General features: G+C 65.5%; 20 protein-coding genes, 1 pseudogene and 1 riboswitch. Of the genes and pseudogenes, 11 read left to right on the top strand and 10 right to left on the bottom strand.

The genetic code is table 11. The features are described 5' to 3' along the window. Positions 1–103 precede the first annotated feature (103 nt). The 4 genes from ftsE (at position 104) to I6F36_RS17545 (ending at position 3,493) form a co-directional block, all read left to right on the top strand. Positions 104–763, top strand: a complete 660-nt coding sequence (ftsE, locus tag I6F36_RS17560) for a cell division ATP-binding protein FtsE (protein ID WP_057028593.1) — start codon at positions 104–106, stop codon at positions 761–763. After that, a complete protein-coding gene (locus tag I6F36_RS17555) occupies positions 756–1,724 on the top strand; it encodes an ABC transporter permease (protein ID WP_225147392.1) in 969 nt (322 codons plus the stop codon). Before ftsE ends, I6F36_RS17555 begins: the two co-directional genes overlap by 8 nt. Before the next feature lie 282 nt (positions 1,725–2,006). Next, a complete protein-coding gene (locus I6F36_RS17550; RefSeq protein WP_225147391.1) occupies positions 2,007–2,711 on the top strand; it encodes a YdcF family protein in 705 nt (234 codons plus the stop codon). An 11-nt stretch (positions 2,712–2,722) separates the two neighbouring features. Continuing rightward, complete coding sequence (locus I6F36_RS17545; protein ID WP_225171857.1) at positions 2,723–3,493, top strand: 1-acyl-sn-glycerol-3-phosphate acyltransferase; 771 nt, start codon at positions 2,723–2,725, stop codon at positions 3,491–3,493. Positions 3,494–3,590: 97 nt separating this feature from the next. On the opposite strand, the gene I6F36_RS17540 is transcribed toward I6F36_RS17545, so the two are convergent. After that, positions 3,591–4,202 (bottom strand): gamma-glutamylcyclotransferase, encoded by a 612-nt coding sequence (locus I6F36_RS17540; protein WP_109142250.1) that lies wholly within the window; start codon positions 4,200–4,202, stop codon positions 3,591–3,593. Between the two features lie 110 nt (positions 4,203–4,312). Here I6F36_RS17540 and I6F36_RS17535 point away from each other — a divergent pair, with 110 nt between their 5' ends. After that, entirely contained in the window at positions 4,313–5,497 is a 1,185-nt protein-coding gene (locus I6F36_RS17535; protein WP_036020798.1) for a DUF2125 domain-containing protein, read from the top strand. 119 nt (positions 5,498–5,616) lie between these two features. On the opposite strand, the gene I6F36_RS17530 is transcribed toward I6F36_RS17535, so the two are convergent. The 3 genes from I6F36_RS17530 to I6F36_RS17520 are packed head-to-tail and all read right to left on the bottom strand — an operon-like array spanning position 5,617 to position 8,529. Further along, positions 5,617–6,552 carry a prephenate/arogenate dehydrogenase family protein gene (locus tag I6F36_RS17530; protein ID WP_225128579.1) on the bottom strand — a complete coding sequence of 312 codons (936 nt, stop codon included), beginning with the start codon at positions 6,550–6,552 and terminating at the stop codon, positions 5,617–5,619. Continuing rightward, positions 6,549–7,646 carry a histidinol-phosphate transaminase gene (gene hisC / locus I6F36_RS17525; protein WP_225171856.1) on the bottom strand — a complete coding sequence of 366 codons (1,098 nt, stop codon included), beginning with the start codon at positions 7,644–7,646 and terminating at the stop codon, positions 6,549–6,551. The genes I6F36_RS17530 and hisC overlap by 4 nt, the downstream gene beginning before the upstream one ends. Positions 7,647–7,680: 34 nt before the next feature. Continuing rightward, a complete protein-coding gene (locus tag I6F36_RS17520; protein ID WP_225171855.1) occupies positions 7,681–8,529 on the bottom strand; it encodes a chorismate mutase in 849 nt (282 codons plus the stop codon). Between the two features lie 155 nt (positions 8,530–8,684). After that, a riboswitch (SAM riboswitch) is annotated at positions 8,685–8,764 on the top strand. A gap of 94 nt (positions 8,765–8,858) precedes the next feature. Between I6F36_RS17520 and I6F36_RS17515 the strand changes: the two genes are divergently transcribed. Both I6F36_RS17515 and metW read left to right on the top strand, forming a co-directional pair. Then, positions 8,859–10,061, top strand: coding sequence for a homoserine O-acetyltransferase (locus I6F36_RS17515; RefSeq protein ID WP_109142254.1), 1,203 nt, complete (start codon positions 8,859–8,861; stop codon positions 10,059–10,061). Between the two features lie 2 nt (positions 10,062–10,063). Continuing rightward, positions 10,064–10,726: a methionine biosynthesis protein MetW gene (gene metW, locus I6F36_RS17510; RefSeq protein WP_035996939.1), complete on the top strand. Its 663-nt coding sequence runs from the start codon at positions 10,064–10,066 to the stop codon at positions 10,724–10,726. 116 nt (positions 10,727–10,842) lie between these two features. On the opposite strand, the gene I6F36_RS17505 is transcribed toward metW, so the two are convergent. Beyond that, a complete protein-coding gene (locus I6F36_RS17505; RefSeq protein WP_225171854.1) occupies positions 10,843–11,706 on the bottom strand; it encodes an alpha/beta fold hydrolase in 864 nt (287 codons plus the stop codon). A 213-nt stretch (positions 11,707–11,919) separates the two neighbouring features. Here I6F36_RS17505 and I6F36_RS17500 point away from each other — a divergent pair, with 213 nt between their 5' ends. After that, positions 11,920–12,573, top strand: a complete 654-nt coding sequence (locus I6F36_RS17500; protein ID WP_225171853.1) for a TIGR02594 family protein — start codon at positions 11,920–11,922, stop codon at positions 12,571–12,573. A 114-nt stretch (positions 12,574–12,687) separates the two neighbouring features. On the opposite strand, the gene I6F36_RS17495 is transcribed toward I6F36_RS17500, so the two are convergent. Continuing rightward, a complete protein-coding gene (locus tag I6F36_RS17495) occupies positions 12,688–13,476 on the bottom strand; it encodes an MOSC domain-containing protein (RefSeq protein ID WP_225171852.1) in 789 nt (262 codons plus the stop codon). A gap of 239 nt (positions 13,477–13,715) precedes the next feature. Between I6F36_RS17495 and clpB the strand changes: the two genes are divergently transcribed. Continuing rightward, the gene (gene clpB / locus I6F36_RS17490) at positions 13,716–16,355 is read left to right on the top strand and encodes an ATP-dependent chaperone ClpB (protein WP_225171851.1); all 2,640 of its coding nucleotides are present in this window, start codon (positions 13,716–13,718) and stop codon (positions 16,353–16,355) included. 41 nt (positions 16,356–16,396) lie between these two features. Here clpB and I6F36_RS17485 read toward each other — a convergent pair whose 3' ends face one another. Beyond that, positions 16,397–16,816, bottom strand: coding sequence for a nuclear transport factor 2 family protein (locus I6F36_RS17485; RefSeq protein ID WP_225140787.1), 420 nt, complete (start codon positions 16,814–16,816; stop codon positions 16,397–16,399). A gap of 54 nt (positions 16,817–16,870) precedes the next feature. Here I6F36_RS17485 and I6F36_RS39870 point away from each other — a divergent pair, with 54 nt between their 5' ends. Together I6F36_RS39870 and I6F36_RS17475 are read left to right on the top strand one after the other, a co-directional pair. After that, a complete protein-coding gene (locus tag I6F36_RS39870; RefSeq protein ID WP_311735346.1) occupies positions 16,871–17,683 on the top strand; it encodes an AraC family transcriptional regulator in 813 nt (270 codons plus the stop codon). Then, positions 17,682–17,826 (top strand): annotated as a pseudogene (locus tag I6F36_RS17475) (AAA family ATPase); the annotation flags it as partial. The gene I6F36_RS39870 and the pseudogene I6F36_RS17475, both read left to right, overlap by 2 nt. Before the next feature lie 59 nt (positions 17,827–17,885). Here the strand turns inward: I6F36_RS17475 and I6F36_RS17470 are convergent. The 3 genes from I6F36_RS17470 to I6F36_RS17460 all read right to left on the bottom strand — a co-directional run bounded on the left by I6F36_RS17470 (position 17,886) and on the right by I6F36_RS17460 (position 22,069). Beyond that, positions 17,886–18,149 carry a hypothetical protein gene (locus I6F36_RS17470; protein WP_035996955.1) on the bottom strand — a complete coding sequence of 88 codons (264 nt, stop codon included), beginning with the start codon at positions 18,147–18,149 and terminating at the stop codon, positions 17,886–17,888. Positions 18,150–18,231: 82 nt separating this feature from the next. Continuing rightward, positions 18,232–19,851 (bottom strand): hypothetical protein, encoded by a 1,620-nt coding sequence (locus I6F36_RS17465; protein ID WP_225171850.1) that lies wholly within the window; start codon positions 19,849–19,851, stop codon positions 18,232–18,234. Between the two features lie 154 nt (positions 19,852–20,005). Continuing rightward, a complete protein-coding gene (locus I6F36_RS17460; protein ID WP_225128585.1) occupies positions 20,006–22,069 on the bottom strand; it encodes a M23 family metallopeptidase in 2,064 nt (687 codons plus the stop codon). Positions 22,070–22,474 lie beyond the last annotated feature (405 nt).

The raw sequence follows: 22,474 nt of genomic DNA, 5'->3' as shown, positions 1-22,474 counted from the left end.
CGACCGTTAACGAACCGGAAACCATAACGGCGGCAAAACCCGTTGATCGCGTATGGCGGAGCGCCGCAAGGCGGCCCGCGCCTCCTCTCGAACGGAGCTGAGCTTGGTTCGGTTCGAAAATGTCGGATTGCGTTACGGTCTGGGGCCGGAGATTTTGCGCGACCTCACCTTCCAGATCCCCGCGCATTCCTTCCAGTTTCTCACCGGACCGTCCGGCGCCGGCAAGACGTCGCTGCTGCGCCTGTTGTTCCTGTCGCATCGACCGACGCGGGGCCTCGTCAATCTGTTCGGCCACGACATCTCGCAGCTCGGCAAGGACGAGATCGCAGACCTGCGCAAGCGCATCGGCATCGTACTCCAGGATTTTCGCCTGCTCGATCACATGACGACCTATGAGAACGTCGCGCTGCCATTCCGCGTCATGGGCCGCAGCGAGTCGAGCTACCGCAAGGAGGTGATCGATCTGTTGCGCTGGGTCGGCCTCGGCGACCGCATGGACGCGCTGCCGCCGATCCTGTCAGGCGGCGAGAAGCAGCGCGCCGCGATCGCGCGCGCCGTGATCTCGCGGCCGCAGCTGCTGCTCGCGGACGAGCCGACCGGCAGCGTCGATCCGACGCTCGGCCGTCGGCTGCTGCGGTTGTTCATCGAGCTCAACAAATCAGGCACCGCCGTCATCATCGCGACCCACGACATCGGCCTGATGGACCAGTACGAGGCGCGGCGCCTGGTGCTGCACCAGGGACGGCTGCACGTCTATGAGTAGGCTGGACGAGCGCGGCGTGCTGGTCGATCTCGGGCAGGAGCGTCCGCAGCTTCCGGCCAAGGCGCGCAACATGTCGCCGATCGTGCCGCGCGCCTCGATCCACGGCAGAGCGCTGCTCGCGGTGGTCGCCATCATGACGTTCCTCGCCTCGATGGCCACGGGCACGGTGCTGCTGGTGAGTGCCTCCGCCGCCGAATGGCAATCGGATGTCGCGAGCGAAATCACCATCCAGATTCGTCCGCAGGCCGGCCGCGATCTCGATCGCGACACCGCCGCCGTGGCGGAAGCGATGCGCACGCAAGCCGGTATCGTCGAGGTCAAGCCGTTCACCAGGGACGAGAGCGGCAAGCTGCTCGAGCCCTGGCTCGGCACCGGCCTGTCGATGGACGATCTGCCGGTGCCGCGCATGATCATCGCGCGCGTGCAGCCGGGCACGCCGCTCGATCTCGGCGCCTTGCGCGCGCGCGTGGCGCAGGTCGCGCCGGGCGCCAGCGTCGACGATCACCGCGCCTGGATCGAGCGCATGCGCCTGATGACGAACGCCACCGTGCTGGCCGGCCTCGGCATCCTCGCGCTCGTCATCGTCGCAACCATCATCTCGGTGTCGTTCGCGACGCGCGGCGCAATGGCGGCGAACCGTCCGATCGTCGAGGTCCTGCATTTCGTTGGCGCCGGCGACCGCTACATCGCCAACCACTTCCTGCGTCATTTCCTCAGGCTGGGCCTGGAGGGCGGCGTGATCGGCGGCGGTGCCGCCATGCTGATGTTCGGCTTCTCCGAGTCCATCGCAGGCTGGTTTTCCGGGACTCCCGTCGGCGACCAGTTCGCCGCGCTGCTCGGCACCTTCTCGCTGCGCCCCTCCGGCTACATCGTGCTCGCGGTTCAGGCCGTCCTGATCGGCGCCATTACCGCAGTCGCCTCGCGCCAAACGCTGTTCGCGACATTGAACGATGTTGATTGAGTTTCTTTTCTTCCCTTCTCCCCTTGTGGGAGAAGGTGGCGCGAAGCGCCGGAGGAGGGGTTCTGTCCACGCGTACAAATGTCGAGGTGAATGCGCGGAGAGAACCCCTCACCCGTCTCGCCGCTTTCGCCATAGCCGATGCAAAGCATCGGCGTTCTTAAGAACGGCGGCCGGCGGCCGCCTATGCGACCCTCTCCCACAAGGGGAGAGGGTGAAGAAACCGGACTCCACTTCGCCTCAAAACGTCATAAAATCAGATCGGGAAGGGATCACTGACATCGCATGAGCTCGCCGACCGACGATCGATCGCCGAAACTGCCGCGCGGCTGGCTGCGCGCGGCAATCGTGTCGACGATCGCGCTCGCCTTCGTCGGCGCGGCGGCGGGCTTCATTGCGTTCCTGGCGCAATTGCGCGGGGCCGAGAAAGTACCCGATCGCAAGGCGGACGGCATCGTGGTCCTGACCGGCGGCTCCTCGCGGGTATCGGACGCGATGGAGCTGCTGGCTGCCGGCTACGGCAGGCGGCTCCTGATTTCCGGCGTGCATCCGACCTCGACGGCGAACGACATCTCCCGCACCTTGCCGGAGAATCAGTCCTTCATGACCTGCTGCGTCGACCTCGACCGCACCGCGCTCTCGACCCGCGGCAACGCCGCGGAGGCGCGGCGCTGGGCCGAGGGGCGCCGGTTTACGTCTCTGATCGTGGTCACCTCGAACTATCACATGCCGCGCGCGCTGGTGGAATTCTCGCATGCGATGCCGCGGACGACGCTGATCCCGTTCGCGGTGGTCGGCGAAAAATGGCGCGAGGAGCCGTGGTGGATCTCAGGCTCGACGCTGCGGCTGCTCCTGTCCGAATACGTCAAGTACGTTGCGGCCGAGCTCAGGGTGCGGCTGGAGGATTTCGGGATTGACCTTTGGCCTGAGATGTCGGAGCAGCCTGCAGGTCAGCAACCGAAGCGGCCCGCCACCGCGCAGGCCAATTGATCGGACCATCGATGTTCCTGATTTTCCTGCGATCGCTCGTATTCAACGTGCTGTTCTACGCCGTGCTGGTCTGTCTGGCGATCGTTGCGCTGCCGACCTTTGCACTGCCGCCGCGCGCCATGCTGACGGTGGCGCAATGGTGGGCCAACGCCACGCTGGTCCTGATGCGCCTGGTCTGCAACATCAAGGTGGAATTCCGCGGGGTGGAGAAGATCCCGACAGGACCGCTGCTGATCGTCGCCAAGCATCAGTCGTTCTGGGAGACCTTCGTGCTGCCGGGCTTTTTCAATCGCCCGATCTTCATCCTCAAGCGCCAGCTGATGCAGATCCCGGTGTTCGGCCAGTTCCTGGTCAAGACCGGGATGATCGCGATCGACCGCAATGCCGGCGTGAAGGCGCTGCTCGATATGACGCGGCGCGCGCGCGAGGCGGTGCGCAGTGGAAAGCAGCTCGTGATCTTTCCGGAAGGCACGCGCCGTGCGCCGGGCGCGCCGCCCGATTACAAGACCGGTTTTGCGCAGATCTATTCCTCCTGCGGCGTGCCGTGCCTGCCGATCGCGCTCAATTCCGGCCTGTTCTGGCCGCGCCGCACCTTCATGCGCTACCCGGGCACGCTGGTGGTCGAGTTTCTCGAACCGTTGCCGCCGGGCCTGCCGAAGGACGAGTTTCTCGCACGCGTGCAAGCGGCGATCGAGGACGCGACCGCCCGGCTCGTCGAAGCAGGGCGGAAGGAGCAGGAGCAGTTGATCGGCTCGGCGCCGAGCTACGCGCCGACCGGCTAAAGCGCGATGAGATTGGGATGAATCTTCATCGCGCTTTAGGTTGTTGTTTACGCATGATCTTTCCGGAAAACCGCTTCGCACTTTTCCGGGTCATGCTTTAGCGGCTTTCCCGATCCTGGTCCCGAGCCGCCGCGTGCAGGGAATGCGCATCACCATGCAGCATCAATGCAAGCTGATGCAGCTGCGTGTCGCGAAAGCCTTCGGCCTCGATCGCCTTCACCGTCGCGGTGACGTAGTCGCGGTTGGCGCCGGACTGGCCGTGGCCCTGGACGACATGGCGGTGCTGCTCGGCCAGCGAGAGGCGGCCGGCATATTGCACATGACCGCGGTCGACGACGTAAGCGAGAGCGGCGACGCGCTGGCGTGCATCGTTCTCCAGCCACACCGAGCGCATCACCTCGCGATAGACCGAGGTGACCTGCTCGCGTGCGCGCAAATATGCGACCACTTCGGCACGGTTCTTCTCGGCGACGCGGAAGGCGATGCCGCGGCAGGCGCCGCCGCGGTCGAGTCCGAGCACCAAGCCCGGCTTCTCCGGCGTGCCGCGATGCACGAAGGAATAGACGCAGAGCGCGCGATGCTCGCCGACCAGCCGCGCCGGGACGCGCTCCTCGAAATCGAAGCCCGGCCGCCACATCAGCGAGCCGTAGCCGAACACCCAGAGGTCGCCCTTGGCTGTGGTGACGGAGGGGAGGGTGATTTCGGACATTTCGGGGACGGCTACCAGAACCCTGCGCCCAAGCGAAGCGATTTCTGCGCCTTTCGTCGCAGGCCCGCCCCGCTTACATTTGCCTGAATCTGGCGTCAAAGGGTCGCCGCATGTCCAATATGACCGTTGCCACTGGCCGCCGCTCCCGCTGGGGCCTTTTCATCGCCCCCGTTCTCGTCCTGGTCCTCGCCGTCGGCTGGACCTGCTTCTGGTTCTATGCGGCGTGGCAGGCCGAAATCGTCGCCGACGCCTGGCGGGCGCAGGAGGCCAAGGCCGGCCGCATCTATGATTGTGCCAAGCGCTCGATCGCCGGCTTCCCGTTCCGCTTCGAGGTCCAGTGCTCCGGCGCCAGCGTCGCCCTGGTCTCGCAGAACGCGAGCAAGACGCCGTTCACGGCCAAGCTCGACAACATCCTGGTCGTGGCCCAGGTCTACGACCCCAAGCGCATCATCGCCGAATTCGCAGCGCCCGCCACGCTGATCGACGGCATTACGCAAAACACCTTCACCGTGAATTGGAGCAAGGGCCGCGCCAGTGTGGCGGGTCTGCCGGCTGTGCCGGATCGGGCTTCCATCGTGTTCGACGACCCCAGCCTCAACCGTCTCGATGGCAGCGTGCAGGTGCCGCTTGCGCGCGCCAAGCAGGTTGAGCTGCACGGGCGCCTTGCCGATGGCTCGCCGGCCGATCATCCGGTGATCGAGACCGTGCTCCATGTCGCGCAGGGCAGCATCCAGGGCGTGCATCCGCTGCTCGCCGAGCCGTTCGAGGCGGACACCCGCGCCAAGATCACCGGCCTCTCCGACCTCACGCCCAAACCGTGGCCGCAGCGCTTCCGCGAGATCCAGGCCGCCGGCGGTCACATCGAGATCGTGCAGTCGCGCATTCAGCAGGGCGAGATGATCGCGGTCGCGGCCGGCACGCTCGGCCTGTCGCCCAACGGCCGGCTCGACGGCGAATTGCAGATGACGGTGACCGGCCTCGAGCGCGTGATCCCGGCGCTCGGCATCGAGAAGATGCTGGAGGAGGGCGTGCCGCAGGCCACGCTGGACCGCGTTGCGCCGGGCGTGAAGTCGCAGGACCTCAACAATCTGTTCGGCGCGCTCGACCGCGCCGTGCCGGGCCTCGGCAAGGTCATCAAGCAGAACGCCAATGCCGGCGTTGCCGCCGGCATCAATTCGATCGGTACCGAGAGCACGCTGGAAGGCAAGAAAGCGCGGAGCTTCCCGCTAAAATTCGTCGACGGTGCCGTGCTGCTCGGCCCGGTCAAGGTCGGCCAGATCCCGCCGCTGTATTAGTTGGCTCCCGTAGCCCGGATGGAGCGCAGCGCAATCCGGGGTTCTTGATCACAGCTGGCACTGTCCCGGATTACGCTTGCGCTCCATCCGGGCTACGCAGCATTGTCCGGGCTACAGGCTCACGGCTTCTTCAGCGCCGCATGCGGCCGTCCGAAATCGGGCGCGGCGGAATCCTGGCCGATCTCGACGATGCCGCGGCGGATGGCGCGGGTGCGGGTGAAGTGGTCGAACAGCGCCTCCCCGTCGCCGCGGCGGATCGCGCGGGTGAGCTTTGCCAGATCCTCGGTGAAGGTGCCGAGCATCTCCAGCACGGCCTCCTTGTTGGCGAGGAAGACGTCGCGCCACATCGTCGGATCGGACGCCGCGATGCGGGTGAAATCGCGAAAACCGCCGGCGGAGAATTTGATCACCTCGGATTCCGTCACCTGCGCCAATTCGTCGGCGGTGCCGACGATGGTGTAGGCGATCAGATGCGGCAGGTGGCTGGTGATGGCGAGCACGAGGTCGTGATGATCCGGCGTCATCACCTCGACCTTGGCGCCCATCGCCGCCCAGAACGCGCGCAGGTGCTCCGTCGCCGCTGCGTCGCTGCCATCAGGCGGGGTCAGGATGCACCAGCGGTTGATGAAGAGCTCGGCGAAGCCCGAATCCGGGCCGGAATGCTCGGTGCCTGCCACCGGATGCGCCGGCACGAAATGAATGCCGCCCGGCAGATGCGGGGCCATGTCGCGGACCACAGCGCCCTTGACCGAGCCGACGTCGGAGACGATCGCACCCGGCTTGAGATGCGGCGCGATCTCCTGCGCTACGGGTCCGCAGGCGCCGACGGGAATGCAGAGGATGACGAGATCGGCATCCCTCACGGCCTCCGCATTGGTCGCCACCACCTGATCGACGATGCCGAGCTCGGCGACACGCGCGCGTGTCTTCTCCGAGCGTGCGGTGGTGACGATTTCACCGGCAAGCCCCTGGAGCTTCGCAGCGCGGGCGATCGAGCCGCCGATCAGGCCGAAGCCGATCAGCGCCACGCGCTGGAAGTGCGCCTGCGCGCTCATTTGCCGCCCATGAAGTCGCGCAAGCCTTCGACGACGAGGCGGTTGGCCTCCTCAGTGCCGATGGTCATGCGCAGCGCATGCGGCAGGCCGTAGTTCTTCAAGCCGCGCAGCACGAGCCCCCGCTTGGTCAGGAACGCGTCGGCGTCATCGGCGGTCGTGCCCTTGTCCGTCGGGAAATGGATCAGCACGAAATTGGCGACGCTCGGCGTCACCTTCAGCCCGAGCTTGCCGATCTCCTCGGTGAGCCAGTTGCGCCAGGTCTCGGTGAACTGCTTCGACATCGCCTGATGCGCGGTATCCTCGATCGCGGCGACCGCGGCATACATCGCCGGCGTCGACACGTTGAAGGGACCGCGGATGCGATTGACCGCATCGATGACGTGCTCGGGCCCGAACATCCAGCCGATGCGCAGCGCTGCAAGACCGTGGATCTTGGAGAAGGTGTGCGTCACCACCGTGTTCTCGGTGGTGGCGACGAGCTCGATCCCCATCTCATAGTCGTTGCGCGAGACGTAGTCGCAATAGGCGGCGTCCAGCACCAGCAGCACGTGCGAGGGCAGGCCGGCGCGCAGCCGCTTGACCTCGTCGAACGGAAGATAGGTGCCGGTCGGGTTGTTGGGGTTGGCGAGCCAGACCAGCTTCGTCTTCGGCGTCACCGCCTTCAGGATGGCATCGACGTCGGCAGTGAGATTGGTCTCCTGCGCGACGACGTTCCTGGCGCCGACCGCCATCGTCGCGATCGGGTAGACCAGGAAGCCGTGCGCGGTGGAGATCGCCTCGTCGCCCTGGCTGAGATAGGTGTGCGCGAGCAGATTGAGGATCTCGTCCGAGCCGGCGCCGCAGATGATGCGGTTGGGATCGAGCCCGAACGAGCGGCCGATCGCCTCGCGCAGCACGCGCGAGGTGCCTTCCGGATAGTCTTCCAGATGATCCGCCACGCGCTTGAAGGCTTCGATCGCCTTGGGCGAGGGGCCGAACGGCGTCTCGTTGGCGGAGAGCTTGAACACCTTGCGGCCCGGCTCCGGCACCGGGCTCTTGCCGGGCGTGTAGGGCGCAATATCGAGAATGCCGGGATTCGGCACGGGGCGGGACATCTTGGACTCCGGATAGGCTGGGCTGCTCGCGATTTTACGATTTCGGCCCGGTCGGGGGCACCGTATAGCGCGTTGCGTGGCTGCCGACGAGGGCCACAGAGCGCACCGAGGCCCCCGCCTCGATCAGGGCAGCCCTGATCTTGTCGATGCTGGTCGCGCCGGTGACCGAGACCAGCAGCGCCGCGCCGTCGAAGGCGGTATCGGGCACGGCCACGATCTCGGCGAGCGGCGACAGCGCGCGGGCGACCTCGGCGTTCCATCCGGAGACGCGCACGCTGAACGTCTCGACCTCCGTCACCAGGGCGCTGTCCGCAACGCGCGAGATCGCGAACACCGGCAAGGCGGCCGGATGGTCGGCGCGCTCGATGAAGGGCATCCGCGCGATGATCTTCGGTGCGCCGTCCGCTTCCAGCTCCAGCCACCATGGCGTGCGGCTCGAGGTCGCCGAGACCATTGCCAGATCACCCTTGGATTTCGCTACCGCCTCGACCGCGGCCTGTGCGCTGAAATGCGCGACGTAAGGCACGGTGAAGCCGAAATTGAAGCGCACGGAATCGCGCATCGCCGCCTCGCTGGCCGAGATGTCGGCATGCACCGAGAACGGCGCCTGCACATAGGTGAAGGTCGAGATGATGACGCGCCAGATGCTCTCGACCGTGTCGAGCGGCAGGAGGCCGCGATGACGCTGCACGATCTCGCGCATCATGGCAGCCTCGCGCGCGGGACGGAACGCCGAGCCGACCTCCTGGGTCTGCTTCACCTGGATCAGGCGATCGATGATCTCGCCGCGCTGCATGAGGAGGCGATGCATGCCCTCGTCAATCGCGTCGATCTCCTTGCGCAGTTCCTGCAGCGATGGTGGCGCGGGCGGACGTTGGGACATGTCTGGTCGTCGATCGTTCCGATGGGGATGTCCTGATTAGGCAGTCGTGGCGGCGAAAGCAAAGAGAAATGACGTGCTTTGCAGGCGTTGCGGCAGAGGCGAATTGGGCCGATCCGGGCCGCGACTTGACGAAAACCGCCCAAGACGGTAGCTTTTGCCCGTTCCGTGGTCATTTGAGCCGGCCGGCTTGCAGCCACGTTAAAAAACTCGCTAAACAGGCCGGGGACGCTTCCGATCCCGGCCGAACCTATCGTTCAGGCCGGGTTTTTCATGGCCTGATGTCAGCGGCGCGGTCGAGCAGCCAGTCGCAAACGAGGTCGATGTCCGAGATGGGTAGCGTCAAGTCGATACCGAGTCCTGCGATCAGCGCCGATGAGCGATCGCACGAGGTGGATCATCCAAGCTCGCTGGTTGCGCATTTCGGCGCCGAGCAGCCGCTGCGGCTCGATTGCGGCGTCGATCTCACCCCGTTCCAGATCGCCTACCAGACCTATGGCGAGCTCAATGCCGATCGCTCCAATGCGGTGCTGATCTGCCATGCGCTGACCGGCGACCAGCATGTCGCCAACGTACATCCCGTCACCGGCAAGCCGGGCTGGTGGGAGACGCTGGTCGGTCCCGGCCGACCCATCGATCCCAAGCACTACTTCATCATCTGCTCCAACGTGATCGGCGGCTGTATGGGCTCGACCGGGCCGGCGTCGATCAATCCCGCCACCGGCAAGGTCTGGGGCCTGGACTTCCCCGTCATCACCATTCCGGACATGGTGCGCGCGCAGGCGATGCTGATCGACCGGCTCGGCATCGACACGCTGTTTGCGGTCGTCGGCGGCTCGATGGGCGGCATGCAGGTGCTGCAATGGACCGCCGCCTATCCTAGCCGCGTGTACTCCGCGCTGGCGATCGCCTGCGCGACGCGGCACTCGGCGCAGAACATCGCCTTCCACGAGCTCGGCCGCCAGGCCGTGATGGCCGACCCCGACTGGCACGGTGGCGGCTATGCCGATCGCGGCATCCATCCGCATCGCGGGCTCGCGGTGGCGCGGATGGCGGCGCACATCACCTATCTCTCGGATGCGGCGCTGCACCGCAAGTTCGGCCGGCGCATGCAGGACCGCGAGCTGCCGACCTTCTCGTTCGACGCCGATTTCCAGGTCGAATCCTATCTGCGCTACCAGGGCTCGTCCTTCGTCGAGCGCTTCGACGCCAATTCCTATCTCTACCTGACGCGGGCGATGGACTATTTCGACATCGCCGCCGACCATGGCGGCGTGCTGGCCAAGGCCTTCGCCGACATCAAGACCCGCTTCTGCGTGGTCTCCTTCACCAGCGACTGGCTGTTTCCGACCTCGGAATCGCGCGCGCTGGTGCACGCGCTGAACGCTTCGAGCGCGCGCGTGTCATTCGCCGAGATCGAGACCGATCGCGGCCACGACGCCTTCCTGCTCGACGTGCCCGAATTCTTCGACATCTCCCGCGCCTTCCTGCAATCGGCTGGCAAGGCGCGCGGGCTCAACCTCGAGGACCGTTAGCGATGTCCGTGCAGGAAGTGTTGCCGCTGGACGGCGTTGCCGCCAGGCCATCCGGTGATTATCGCGCCGATCATCGGCTGGTCGCCGAGATGGTCAAGCCGGGCTCGAAGGTGCTCGACGTCGGCTGCGGCGACGGCGATCTGCTTCAGCTGCTGGAGACCCGCGGCATCGACGGCCGCGGCATCGAATTGTCGCGCGAGGGCGTCAACCGCTGCGTCGCCAAGGGGCTCGCGGTGGTGCAGGGCGATGCCGACACCGATCTCGTCAACTATCCCGACGATGCCTTCGACTACGTGATCCTGTCGCAGACGCTGCAGGCGACGCGGCAGCCGAAGGTCGTGCTGGAGAACCTGCTGCGCATCGGCCGCCGCGCCATCGTCTCGTTCCCGAATTTCGGCTTCTGGAAGATGCGGCTCCAGCTCCTGATCGGCGGCCACATGCCGCGCACGGAGAATCTGCCGGCGACCTGGTACGACACCGCCAACATCCATTTCTGCACCATCAAGGATTTCGTGCAGCTCTGCGACGAGATCAACGTCAAGATGGAGCGCTCGGTCGCGCTCGATCTCTACGGCCGCCCGGTGCCGCTGAACCTGCCCTGGTGGGTGTGGAACATGTTCGGCGAGCAGGCGGTGTTCTTGCTGAGCCGCGGCGGGGGGAAGTAGTTTCTCTCCGTCATTCCGGGGCGATGCGAAGCATCGAGCCCGGAATCCATCGTCCAACAGCGCCTGCAGCCCGATGGATTCCGGGCCTGCGCCTTCGGCGCATCCCGGAATGACAGCTAGTGGGAAACCAGCGACCGCGGGTCCCGCACCGGCCAACGTCCTGCTTCCACCAGCGTCACGAACCGCTCGACACTCTCGTTGAACAGCGCGGGCTCCTCCAGGTTCAGCACGTGGCCGGACTTCGGAAACATCGCGAGCCCCGCCGCGGGCAGGTGCTTCTTCAGGAACAGGCTGGCGCCCATGCAAGGCTCGTCCTCGTCGCCGCAGATGATCAGCGCGGGTGTTGCCGCGCCTCTGATCGCGTCCGTCATCGTGTAGATCGAGGGACGGCCGCCCTGGAATCCGCGCATGGTGCGCGCCGATCCCATGGCATCGTGCCGCGCCAGTGCGGCGTAGAAATCGGCATGCCCGCGTGGATCCTTCACCAGGAACGGAATCCGGCTCGGCGCCTCGCGCGTGACTTTCGCGACTTCCACCGATCCCAGCGTCTCGAACTGCTCGGCATTGGCGCGGCACTGCGTGCGCCAGGTCTCCAGGTTCTCGAGCTCCGAGCCGGAGCCGACGCCGGCCAGCGTCATCGACAGTGCGCGCTGCGGCGCGTTCAACCCGATCTGCAACGAGGAATAGGCGCCCATCGAAAGACCGACGAGATGCGCGCGCTCGATGCCGAGATGATCGAGCACCGCAAGCCCATCGGTGTAGAAATGCGTGTAGGTGTAGACCTCGCCGTCAGGCACGTCCGACGGCGTGTAGCCGCGCGCCGAATAGGTGATGCAGCGATGGCCACGCGAGAAGTAGCGCATCTGCGGCTCCCAATTGGTGTAGTCGGCCGCGAACTCGTGCAGAAAAAGTATCGGCGTTCCCTGGCCCGCCTCCTCGAAATAGATGCGGACGCCGTCCCTGGTCGTGGCGTGGGGCATTAACCGTTTCCCTCTGTTTCAAGCCGTGTTCGAGGATCGCAGTTAATTCTGTTGTCGGCAATGCGGCAGCAGCGCCGAGCACAAACACAAAATCATTGCAGCCATTCGCGGGCGTTGCGTCTTTTTCTCGCCACATCGGGCGGCTTAACGGCCAAACGGATGTCGGCCATTGCACGGGCCGGCGGGAAGTGGGGGTGTCAAGAAGGATGAAGAATGTTCGAGTTGTTTGCGTCTCGCCTGTCGCGTTGTGTTGTCGCGCTGGCGCTGTTCTTCGCGGCGTTCGCCGTGTTCGTTTCTCCGGCCTCGGCACGGCCGTATCATCGTCATAGCGCAGAGCGGCACGGTTACGTGCATCACGCCAGACATCATCACCACCGTCACTATCGCCATCATGCCCGCAGTTCGCGCTTCGAGCGCAGCGCGGCGCAATTGCAGGCAAGCGGCTTCGCCGACACCCGGGCGAGCTATGATCCGAATGCCAATGCCAGCGGTGCCGGCATGAACGGAGGCTTCAGCGGAGGATCGGGTCTCGTCTCCGAGGCACGCCGCCATATCGGCGGCAATCCGACCGGGCGCGGCCGCCTGTGGTGCGCGCGCTTCATGAACATGGTGCTGGAGCATACCGGCCATCGTGGCACCGGCTCCGACATGGCGAGCTCGTTCGCGCGCTACGGCACGCGCATCTCGGGTCCGCAGGTCGGCGCCATCGCCGTGATGTCGCGCGGCCGCCGCGGCGGTCATGTCGGCATCATCACCGGCATCGACGCGCAGGGTAATCCGATCATGATCTCCGGCAACAACGGCAACCGAGTCCGCGAAGCCCCGGTCTCGCGCGGCAAGATCTATGCGTATGTGATGCCGAATTGAGGCTCGTCATTGCGAGGAGCGAAGCGACGAAGCGATCCAGACTGTCTCAACGGATAGATCTCTAGATTGCTTCGCTGCGCTCGCAATGACGGAGTGTGTTGAGCCGGTGCCGACTCACAGCAGCTTCGGCTCTTCCACCGCCACCACATCACCGACGCCGACGTCACCGTCGGCGATCACCTCGGCATAGATGCCGCAGTCCATATGGCCGAGATGGCGCGAGAGCGTGGGCGGGATTTCGAGATCGCGCTTGGCGGTCTCGGGGTCGACATTGGTGGCCGGGCAGCGGACGATGCGCTTGATCACCTTCAGTCTGGCCTGCCCGATCGCGAGCGTCTGGCCGACGAGGTCGAGCTCCGACCAGGCCGGCCAGCCTTTCACGTAGAGATTGGCGCGGAAGCGCAGCGGATGCACGGCGACGCCGCCGAGCATGGTCTCGATGGCGCGGACGCTGTCGAGATTGATGATGGAGACGACCTTGCGGGCGACGTCGGAGAAGCTGTGGTCGCGGCCGGAGAGAATTTTGGGCGGGCCCTTCAACTCGGGCTGGAAGTTCTCGCGGAAATAGGCCTCGATGGCGGCGCGCCCGGCGGCGGTCTCGAGATCGCCGCTGGCGACGACCTGGCCGTCCTTGCGGATGGTCAGCAAATTGGTTTCGTCGTCGAACCGGCTGTCGAGCGCGGCCAGCCGCTCATTGCGCGCCAGCATCAGAAACTGGATTTTCGGCTTCCATTCGGGCGCTTCGGGGTTGAACCCGCTCGGGCCGTTCTCGATAGCGTAGCGGCGGTCGGCTGGCAGGGTCTGGCCGACCCGCAAAGGAACGTGCGACAGGCGCTCCGGCGTCAGGCCCTTGATCGGGTAGCGGTAGAGGCCGGTGATCTCGGCGGTATGGCTGGCTGTCATGCCGCTACTTAAGGGATTCGGCCCGCGACCGCCAAGCCCGCCCGTCCGCGCACGAAATTGTGAAGTAGCCTCTTTCGCATCCGCAACCTGCTTCCCACATCTGGCTCAGGTCGGCGGCAACGCCGGCAAAAGACGACCGTTACCGGTTGAGAAACGTCAATGCGGTAATTGGAAACCCAATGAAGATGCCGTTTGGGGTGCCTGAGAGGGCCCCGAGGGCAGGCCGAGGGACAGAAAAGATGAACATCGAGAAGTATACCGAACGCTCCAGGGGCTTCATCCAGTCCGCGCAGTCGCTCGCGATGCGCGAGGGGCACCAGCAGTTCTCCACCCTGCACGTGCTGAAGGTCCTCTTGGACGACAATGAGGGGCTCGCTGCCGGCCTGATCGACCGCGCTGGCGGCAATTCCCGTGCAATCCTGAAGGCGACCGAGGACGCCCTCAACAAGGTGCCGAAGGTCTCCGGCGGCGGTGCCGGGCAGATCTATCTCGCGCCCGAGCTGGCCCGCACTTTTGATGCCGCCGAAAAGGCCGGCGAGAAGGCCGGCGACAGCTTCGTCACGGTCGAGCGCCTTTTGCTCGGGCTGACGCTGGAGAAGACCAGCGAAGCCGGCACCATCCTGAACAAGGGCGGCGTGACGCCGCAAAACCTCAACGCCGCGATCGAGGCGCTGCGCAAGGGCCGCACGGCCGATTCTGCGACCGCCGAGAACGCCTATGACGCGCTGAAGAAATATGCCCGCGACCTCACCCAGGCCGCGCGCGACGGCAAGCTCGATCCGGTCATCGGCCGCGACGAGGAGATCCGCCGCACGATTCAAGTGCTCTCGCGTCGGACCAAGAACAATCCCGTCCTGATCGGCGAGCCCGGCGTCGGCAAGACCGCCATCGCCGAAGGCCTCGCGCTGCGCATCGTCAACGGCGACGTGCCGGAGAGCCTCAAGGACAAGAAGCTGCTCTCGCTCGACCTCGGTGCATTGATCGCCGGCGCGAAATACCGCGGCGAGTTCGAGGAGCGGCTGAAGGCCGTGCTGCAGGAAGTGACCGGCAGCGAGGGCACCTTCATCCTGTTCATCGACGAGATGCACACGCTGATCGGCGCCGGCAAGGGCGACGGCGCGATGGACGCCTCCAACCTGCTCAAGCCGGCGCTCGCGCGCGGCGAGCTGCACTGCATCGGCGCGACCACGCTCGACGAATATCAGAAGCACGTCGAGAAGGACGCCGCGCTGGCGCGGCGCTTCCAGCCGATCTTCGTCAGCGAGCCCTCGGTCGAGGACACCATCTCGATCCTGCGCGGCTTGAAGGACAAGTATGAGCAGCATCACGGCGTGCGGATCACCGATTCCGCGCTTGTTGCGGCGACGACGCTGTCCAACCGCTACATCACCGACCGCTTCCTGCCTGACAAGGCGATCGACCTCATGGACGAGGCCGCGGCGCGGCTGAAGATGCAGGTCGATTCCAAGCCGGAAGAGCTGGATTCGCTCGACCGCGAGATCATCCGGCTCAAGATCGAGCAGGAGGCGCTGAAGAAGGAAAGCGATGTCGGCTCCAAGTCCCGGCTCCAGACCCTGGAGAAGGACCTGGCCGAGCTCGAGGAGAAGTCGGCGGCGCTGACGGCGCGCTGGAGCGCGGAGAAAAACAAGCTCTCCGACGCCCAGAAGCTGAAGGCCGAGCTCGACGGCTTGCGTGTCGAGCTCGCCAATGCGCAGCGGCGCGGCGAATTCCAGAAGGCCGGCGAGCTGGCCTATGGACGGATCCCGCAGCTCGAGAAGCAGCTTGCCGATATCGAAGCCAAGGAGAACTCGGGCGAGATGATGGAGGAGGCGGTCACCGCCAACCACATCGCGCAGGTGGTCTCGCGCTGGACCGGCGTGCCCGTCGACAAGATGCTGGAAGGCGAGAAGGAGAAGCTCCTGAAGATGGAGGAGCAGCTCGGCAAGCGCGTCGTCGGCCAGGCCGAGGCCGTGCGTGCGGTCGCAACCGCCGTGCGCCGCTCGCGTGCCGGCTTGCAGGACCCGAACCGCCCAACGGGCTCGTTCATGTTCTTAGGGCCGACCGGCGTCGGCAAGACCGAGCTGACCAAGGCTCTCGCGGAGTACCTGTTCAACGACGAGACCGCGATGGTCCGCCTCGACATGTCCGAATACATGGAGAAGCACTCGGTCTCGCGGCTGATCGGCGCGCCTCCCGGCTATGTCGGCTATGACGAGGGCGGCGCGCTCACCGAGGCGGTGCGGCGCCGGCCCTACCAGGTCGTGCTGTTCGACGAGATCGAGAAGGCGCATCCTGATGTCTTCAACGTGCTGCTGCAGGTGCTCGACGACGGCCGCCTGACCGACGGCCAGGGCCGCACCGTCGACTTCCGCAACACGCTGATCATCATGACCTCGAACCTTGGTTCGGAATATCTGGTGAATCAGCCGGAGGGCGAGGACACCGCGGCGGTGCGTGAGCAGGTGATGGGAATGGTGCGGGCGCACTTCCGCCCCGAATTCCTCAACCGTGTCGACGAGATCATCCTGTTCCACCGGCTGCAGCGCAGCGAGATGGGCCGCATCGTCGAGATCCAGTTCGCGCGGCTGCAGAAGCTCCTGACCGATCGCAAGATCGTGCTGAGCCTCGATGCCGCGGGCCGCGACTGGCTCGCTGCCAAGGGCTGGGATCCCGCCTACGGCGCAAGGCCCTTGAAGCGGGTGATCCAGCGCTACCTCCAGGACCCGCTCGCCGAGATGATCCTCGCCGGCGACGTCAGGGACGGCGACAATGTCGCGATCTCGTCCGAAGGCAATGTGCTGACCTTCAACGGCAAGGCGCCGCAGACCGCCGAGATCACCCAGTTCGAGGCGCCGGTGGCGAAGCGGAAGCTGAACTGATGAAATACACGCCCTCCGCGCCAACCTCGCGGAGGGCGTTTTCAATCCGCTAAGAACGCGTCCACCACTGCCTGATCGCGGTCGTAGACCCAGCATTCGCTCAGCAGGCCTTCACGCACGGCATAGACCAGCAACCGTTCCAATTCAGCCGTGCGACCGTCCCGGCTGAATGATTCCCGTGCGAGAATGGCGCCGCGCCGCGGCCCGGCCATGACGTCATCGATGGCGAGCAGTTTTCGGTTGGAGCGGCGTGCGACCTCGGCCAGAGTGGCAAGCGCGGCCGCCTTGCCGCGGTGAGTGCCGGCGAGCGGATTATGGCCGGCATAGTGCAGCATGAATTCATCGTGGTAGCAGGCGGCGATCGCGGCGCGGTCACCGGCCTGCCAGGCGGCCGCGTAGCGCGTCACGGCGGCGCGGATAGCGGCGATTTGTGCGGCGTCGTCTACCAGAACTCTGTCCATCGATATGATCTCCCGGGTCATCGGCAGCGCTGTGCCGGTGCGCTATGATGAGGCATGACCTCGCCTTCCGGCTTTCAGGAACTGGCTATCAGCACGCCGCCCAGCGGCGGACCAAAGAGGGCGCGGATGCTCGATTGGGACGCGCGGGTGCTCTATCTCGGTCCAGCCTTCGGGCTGACGCCCCACCGCAATGCCACCGGCGTGCTGGCCGTCGCGCTCGACGGGGCGATAGGCGTAGCTAACGATCCGAGGGCGCGCTCACCGTCTTATCGCGAGACCCGCAGCGTGCTGATCATGCCCAACAGTCTGCACCATCTCCGCACCGATGCTGGACGGATGGCCTTCCTCTATGTCGATCCCCTCGGCCGCGATATCGAGGCGCTTCGCTCACGAATGAAGGAGGTCGGATCGAGGGCCGCGTTCGACATGATCGACGAGAGGTCGGTCGTCGCGCTGTTTGGCGCCATCGCGGAGCGACGCCTCGCATCTGAGGACGCGCAGCAAGCAGCCCGCGATATGCTTGGGATCGGATCAAGTCCGCAGCCAGATGCAAGAATTGCCGCCGCCATCGAGCGGATGCGCGAGCAGCCCAGCGGTTCGCACACCCTTGCTGAACTCGGCCGCAGGGCCGGACTTTCGTCCTCGCGCTTCCTGCATCTTTTCAAGGACGTCACGGGTGTGCCGCTCCGCCGCTACCGGATCTGGTCCCGGATCGGCGCTGCCGCGCGGGCGGTCGCACAAGGCCAATCGCTGACCGAGGCCGCGCATGACGCGGGCTTTTCCAGCTCCGCGCATTTCAGCACGGCCTTCCGCGACATGTTCGGTATGATGCCGTCGGAATTGTTCGCACGGGTGCGTGCGGGTTAATGTCTTCAACGTGCTGTTGCAGGCGCTCGGCGACGGCCCGCTGGCCGAGGGCCAGGGCCGTACCGTCGATTCCGCGACATGCTGATCATCATGGCCTCGAACCTCGGTCCGAGTATCTCGTGAACCAGCCGGAGGGTGAGGATCTGAAATGAAAGCCGCCCCGGAGGGTCACCTCTCCGGGGCGTCCTGTTTTGCTGTCTGGCTAGTTGCCAGGGGCCGAGGCGGAGCGCGGCTCGACGCCGTCCTCCTCGTCCTCCTCCAGCTCCGACAAAATATCCACCAGCTCGCGCACCCGGCCCTGCGCCAGCGGGCGCAGATCGTTGATCATCGGCTCATCGTTGGCGAGCCAGGCCTGGGCCTCAGCAAGCTCCTCAGCGGTCGCGCCGGTCCCGATGATCTGGGCAATGGTGACGTCATCGGCGCGGTCCACGGCCTTGACGACATCGTCGCGTGAGAGGCGCGTCATGAGCGATCCTCCTGCTGGCTTCCGTCAGCGTCTAACCGGGGAACCGGCGTGACGGTTCCCGCCAGTCCCGTGCACGTAGCTCCTACTTCTTCACCACCTTGTAGATCGCATTCTCTACATCCGAGCTGACGTAGATCGCGCCCGTCGCGCCGACTGCGACGCCGGTGGGGATATGCGTCGGCAAGCCGCCGGGGGCGCCGGTCAGGCCGATCGGGAGATTGGCTGCGATTTCGGTGACCTTGCCGGATTCCGGCACGATCTCGATCAGCCGCTTGGCGCCGACTTCGGCGACGATCAGCTTACCGTCGCCGGTGCGCGCGATGCCTTCTGGCATCTTCAGATCCTTGGCGATCACGGTCTTTTCGCCGGTGCTGTTGATTTTGGAGATGATGCCAGCAAAAGCCTCGGTGACGTAAACCTCGTCGCCGGCCCCGCGGACGAGACCCATCGGACCCTCGAGCGCGCCGATCAGCGTGGTGCGATCCTTGCCGTGCTCGCCGCTCACCTTGACCAGCGACTTGGTGCCGAGCTCGGCTACCAGGATGCTGCCGTCCGCGAGCACGACCGCGTCATGCGGCGCCTTGAAGTCGTGCAGCATGTCGCGCGTCGCGCCGGTCTTGCCGTCGATCACCTGCACGGTGCCGGTGAACCAGCTCGACAGGACCACGTCGTTGCCCTTCGCCGTCGCGCTCATCGGATATTCGAGCGTCGTGCCAGCGGCGTGCATGCGCGCCTTTTCGGTGACCTCGCCGGTCACGCCGTCCACCGTGCGATAGGCGAACAGGTCGGCGACGTGGATCGTGTCCTTGCCGTTCTCCGAGGTGACGCCGATGCCGCCGGGCAAAGCGAGCTTGCCGATGATGATCTGCTTGGCATGACCGGTCGCGGGATCGACCTCCTGGATGCCGTTGTCGGCCATGTTGGAGACGTAGATGCGGTCCTTGTCGTCGATGACGAGATTGTCCAGCGACGGCTTCAGCTGCGCGACCATGGTCTTGGCGCCCGATTTGGGATCGACCCGGACGAGCTGGCCGAGCGCGGTGTCGATCACGACGAGATTGCCCTTGGAATCGAAGTTCACGGCGGCCGGGATCTTGAAGCCGTCGGTGACGACACTCAGCTCGGCCTTGTCGACGTCGACCCTTGCGACCTGGCCCTTGAACCACAGCGGACCATAGAGCTTGTCGTCGGGACCGAACTCGAAGCCGTTGAGGCCGCCCATCTTCTCCATGATCTGGCGGGGCGGTTTGACGCCCTCGACGTCGATCTCGTAGAGCGCATCGCCGAGGAAAACGGTGGTGGCGTAGAGCCTGCCGTCCTTGCGGAAGGCGAGCGAGTTGATGCCGGGCAGGCCGCTCGCGAGCTTCTTGATCGGACCGTCGCCCTTGCGCGCATAGAGATCGCCGGCGAGGAAGCCGGTCCAGGCCATGGTGCCGTCGGGTGCGAACGCAATGTCGTCGGCCATCCCCACCGGTGCCGGGATCGCGACCTTGGCGCTGCCGCCGGCAATGTCGACCTCGTAGAGCGCAGCGCCCGCGACGCTGCCGGCAAACAAATGGCCGGCCTTGTCGACACCGAGCCCGTGCACACCATGTAATGCCGAGCCCGGCACGAGTCTCGTGACCTCCCAGCTGTCGGCCGATGCGCTCGTTGTGGCGAACAGCGCAGCAATCAGGGCTGCGCAGGCGAGCCTGTTTCTCATGGCGTGACCTCCCATTTTTTGGAAAGTATTCGCCCGTCCTGCGGCGTTGGCAAACAAAACTTGACGTTGTGTCGCCGCGAAGCGGCCTCGCTGCGTAGCGTGCTCGTTTGAAATTCTGTTTGAAAACGCCGGCCGATATCGGCGCGTTGCCGGCTTACCGGTTGGTGACCTGCAGCGGCCCGCCGGTGGCGTCCGACATCCGGGCGATGGCGCCGCCGCGGCCGCTCATCATGCCGTCGAGCCGGTCGCGCTCCTTCTCGAAGCTTGCCAGCATCGGGCCCTCCAGCGAACGGCCGCGCGGCAGCTTCACGCGCATCGGATCGACGAAGCGGCCGTTGACGAGGATCTCGTAGTGGACGTGCGGGCCGGTCGACAGGCCGGAGGAGCCGACGAAACCGATCACCTGGCCCTGCCGCACCTTCTTGCCGGGCTCCATGCCCTTGGCGAAGGCCGACATGTGGCCGTAGGCGGTCTCGTAGCCGTTGGAATGCTTGATGCGGATGTACTTGCCATAGCCGCCCTCGGGGCCGGCCTTCTCGATCATGCCGTTGCCGGAGGCGAAGATCGGCGTGCCGTAGGAGGTGGACCAGTCGACGCCGGTATGCATCTTCACGTAGCCGAGGATCGGGTGGCGGCGGCCGCCGAAGCCGGAGCGCATGATGGCGTTGTTGACGGGCTTTCTGACCAGGAACTTCTTCGCGCTCTTGCCGGTCTCGTCGTAATAGTCGACGAGGCCGTCGTCGGGGCTCTGGTAGCGGTAGTATTTCTTGGTCTCGCCGCCGACGGTGAGCGAGGCGAACAGCACCTCGTTCTTCTCGGTCGCGGTCACGCCCTCGTCCTCGCCCGCGTAGAACACGTCGAATGAATCTCCGGGCTGCACCTTGCGCTGGAAATCGACGTCGTAGGAGTAGATCTTGATCATGTCCTCGATGACGGGCATCGGGACCTTGTTGCGGATCGCGGTCTCGTAGATGCTCTGGTAGAGCCGCACGCCGGAGCCGTCATCGTCATCCTCGTCGTCGCTGCTGGCGTTGGCCGCAGTATCGGCGACGGTATTCATGCTGGAGACGTCGACGGCGACGTATTTGCCGAGATCGGACAGCGCCGCGATCGCTTCCACCATCGTGTCGTTTGCAACCACGACGCGATAGGGCTGCAGGCGGGCGCCGGGGCTTGCGGGCGCCATCAGGATGCGGAGCTTCTCGCCTTCCTTCAGGCCGCCGTCGCGGCCGCGCGGTCCGAGCGTCGCGGTGATCGCCTTGATCTCGTCGGCATTGGCGCCGAGATCGCGCAGCACGCCGGCGACGCTGTCGCCCTTCTTGACCATGTGGACGCGTTCGCCGTTGGGATTGCCGCCGGTGATCTGCTCCTTGGTCTTGGGCAGCAGCGTGACGTTCTCCGGCACCACGCGCGTTTCGAAGCCGGCATAGGGATCGGACGGCGAGGCCTCGGCGGCGTAGGCGGTTCTCATGTCGGAAGGACCGGTCGCGCCGGAGATGTCGGCAGCCGTGTTGGCGAGCGAGGCGTAGCGCACCCCGCCATTGCCGCGCCAATTGGCGGCATCGCGCACCCGCATCAGGATGTCGTCGAGTGCCACCACCGCGGAAATCTTGGCCTTCGGCAGCACCGGCGACAGGTCCTTGGTGACGAAGGACACTTCCGCGTCGGGCTCGACGGCTTCGGGATTGTTGGGATCGTCGGACGCCGTCTTCGGGTCGGAGCCGACATCGGTCAGCAGGCGCTGGGCGTTGAACGGCGGGATCTTCGCCGACAGATCGCTCGTCGTCATCGACAGATTGCCGGCGATCCGCACGAACGGACGCACCCGCATCACGTCACGGTTGCCGACGCGGGCAACCGTCGAGACGCGCATCACGTTGCGCGAGGCGGTGGATTCGCTCGGCGGCGGCAGGCGATCGCTCTTGTGCAGCGTGGCGGCACGATCGGCGGCGCCGAATGCTCCGCGCAGCGCGCCTTCGACCCGCTCCGGCACCTTGGCGAAGGTCATCTCGCCGTCGAGCGAAGCGAAAACGGCGCCGCCGATCAGGGCTGCGCCGCAGAGTCCGGTCAAAATTGTCCCGCTGAACCATTGCACCGAGACGCGGCGGCGGTCGATCACCGCGGCTTCAGAACCATCGACGGACAGCGGCGGCTCGTGGCCGAGATCGATGATCCCGGTCTCACGCCCGTAAGTGCCGCGTGACGTCCTGTGGTTCAACCCAAGTCCCCCAACTCAACGACCCAAGATGCCCGGTTTCGAACCTGTCCCAGGCTGCCCTCTTGAACGGGGATCGCCGGAGCAGGCAAGCCGCACAACTGTCCGCGCCCAGAAAGCCCCTTGATGGGGCCGGCCGAAATTACGAACAGCTGGACGGGTAAAGCTCTCTCGATGTCTTTCGAATGCCGAAGGAAGGTCGCGTCATTTGCAACATCGCCTTCCTCTGACCCCATGAAAATCGCCGGCAGCCCCCACAGGCGTCCCCGCGATTCAAGCTTGTCTCTTATCAGAACGCCGCGGGATTGTGGCTCAAGTACGGCGCCAAATATGGAAAAAGTTTCCTAAATGCCGAGCCGTAAAGGCCCCCGTCAGATCACGGGCTGAGCTCGGGCGGGGTGGGGGGAC

The sequence above is a fragment of the Bradyrhizobium sp. BRP19 genome (assembly GCF_020194195.1).
Classification (GTDB): Bacteria; Pseudomonadota; Alphaproteobacteria; order Rhizobiales; family Xanthobacteraceae; genus Bradyrhizobium; species Bradyrhizobium yuanmingense.
The sequence above is the reverse complement of the archived record's forward strand: the minus strand, read 5'-3'. Positions and strand labels throughout refer to the sequence as shown.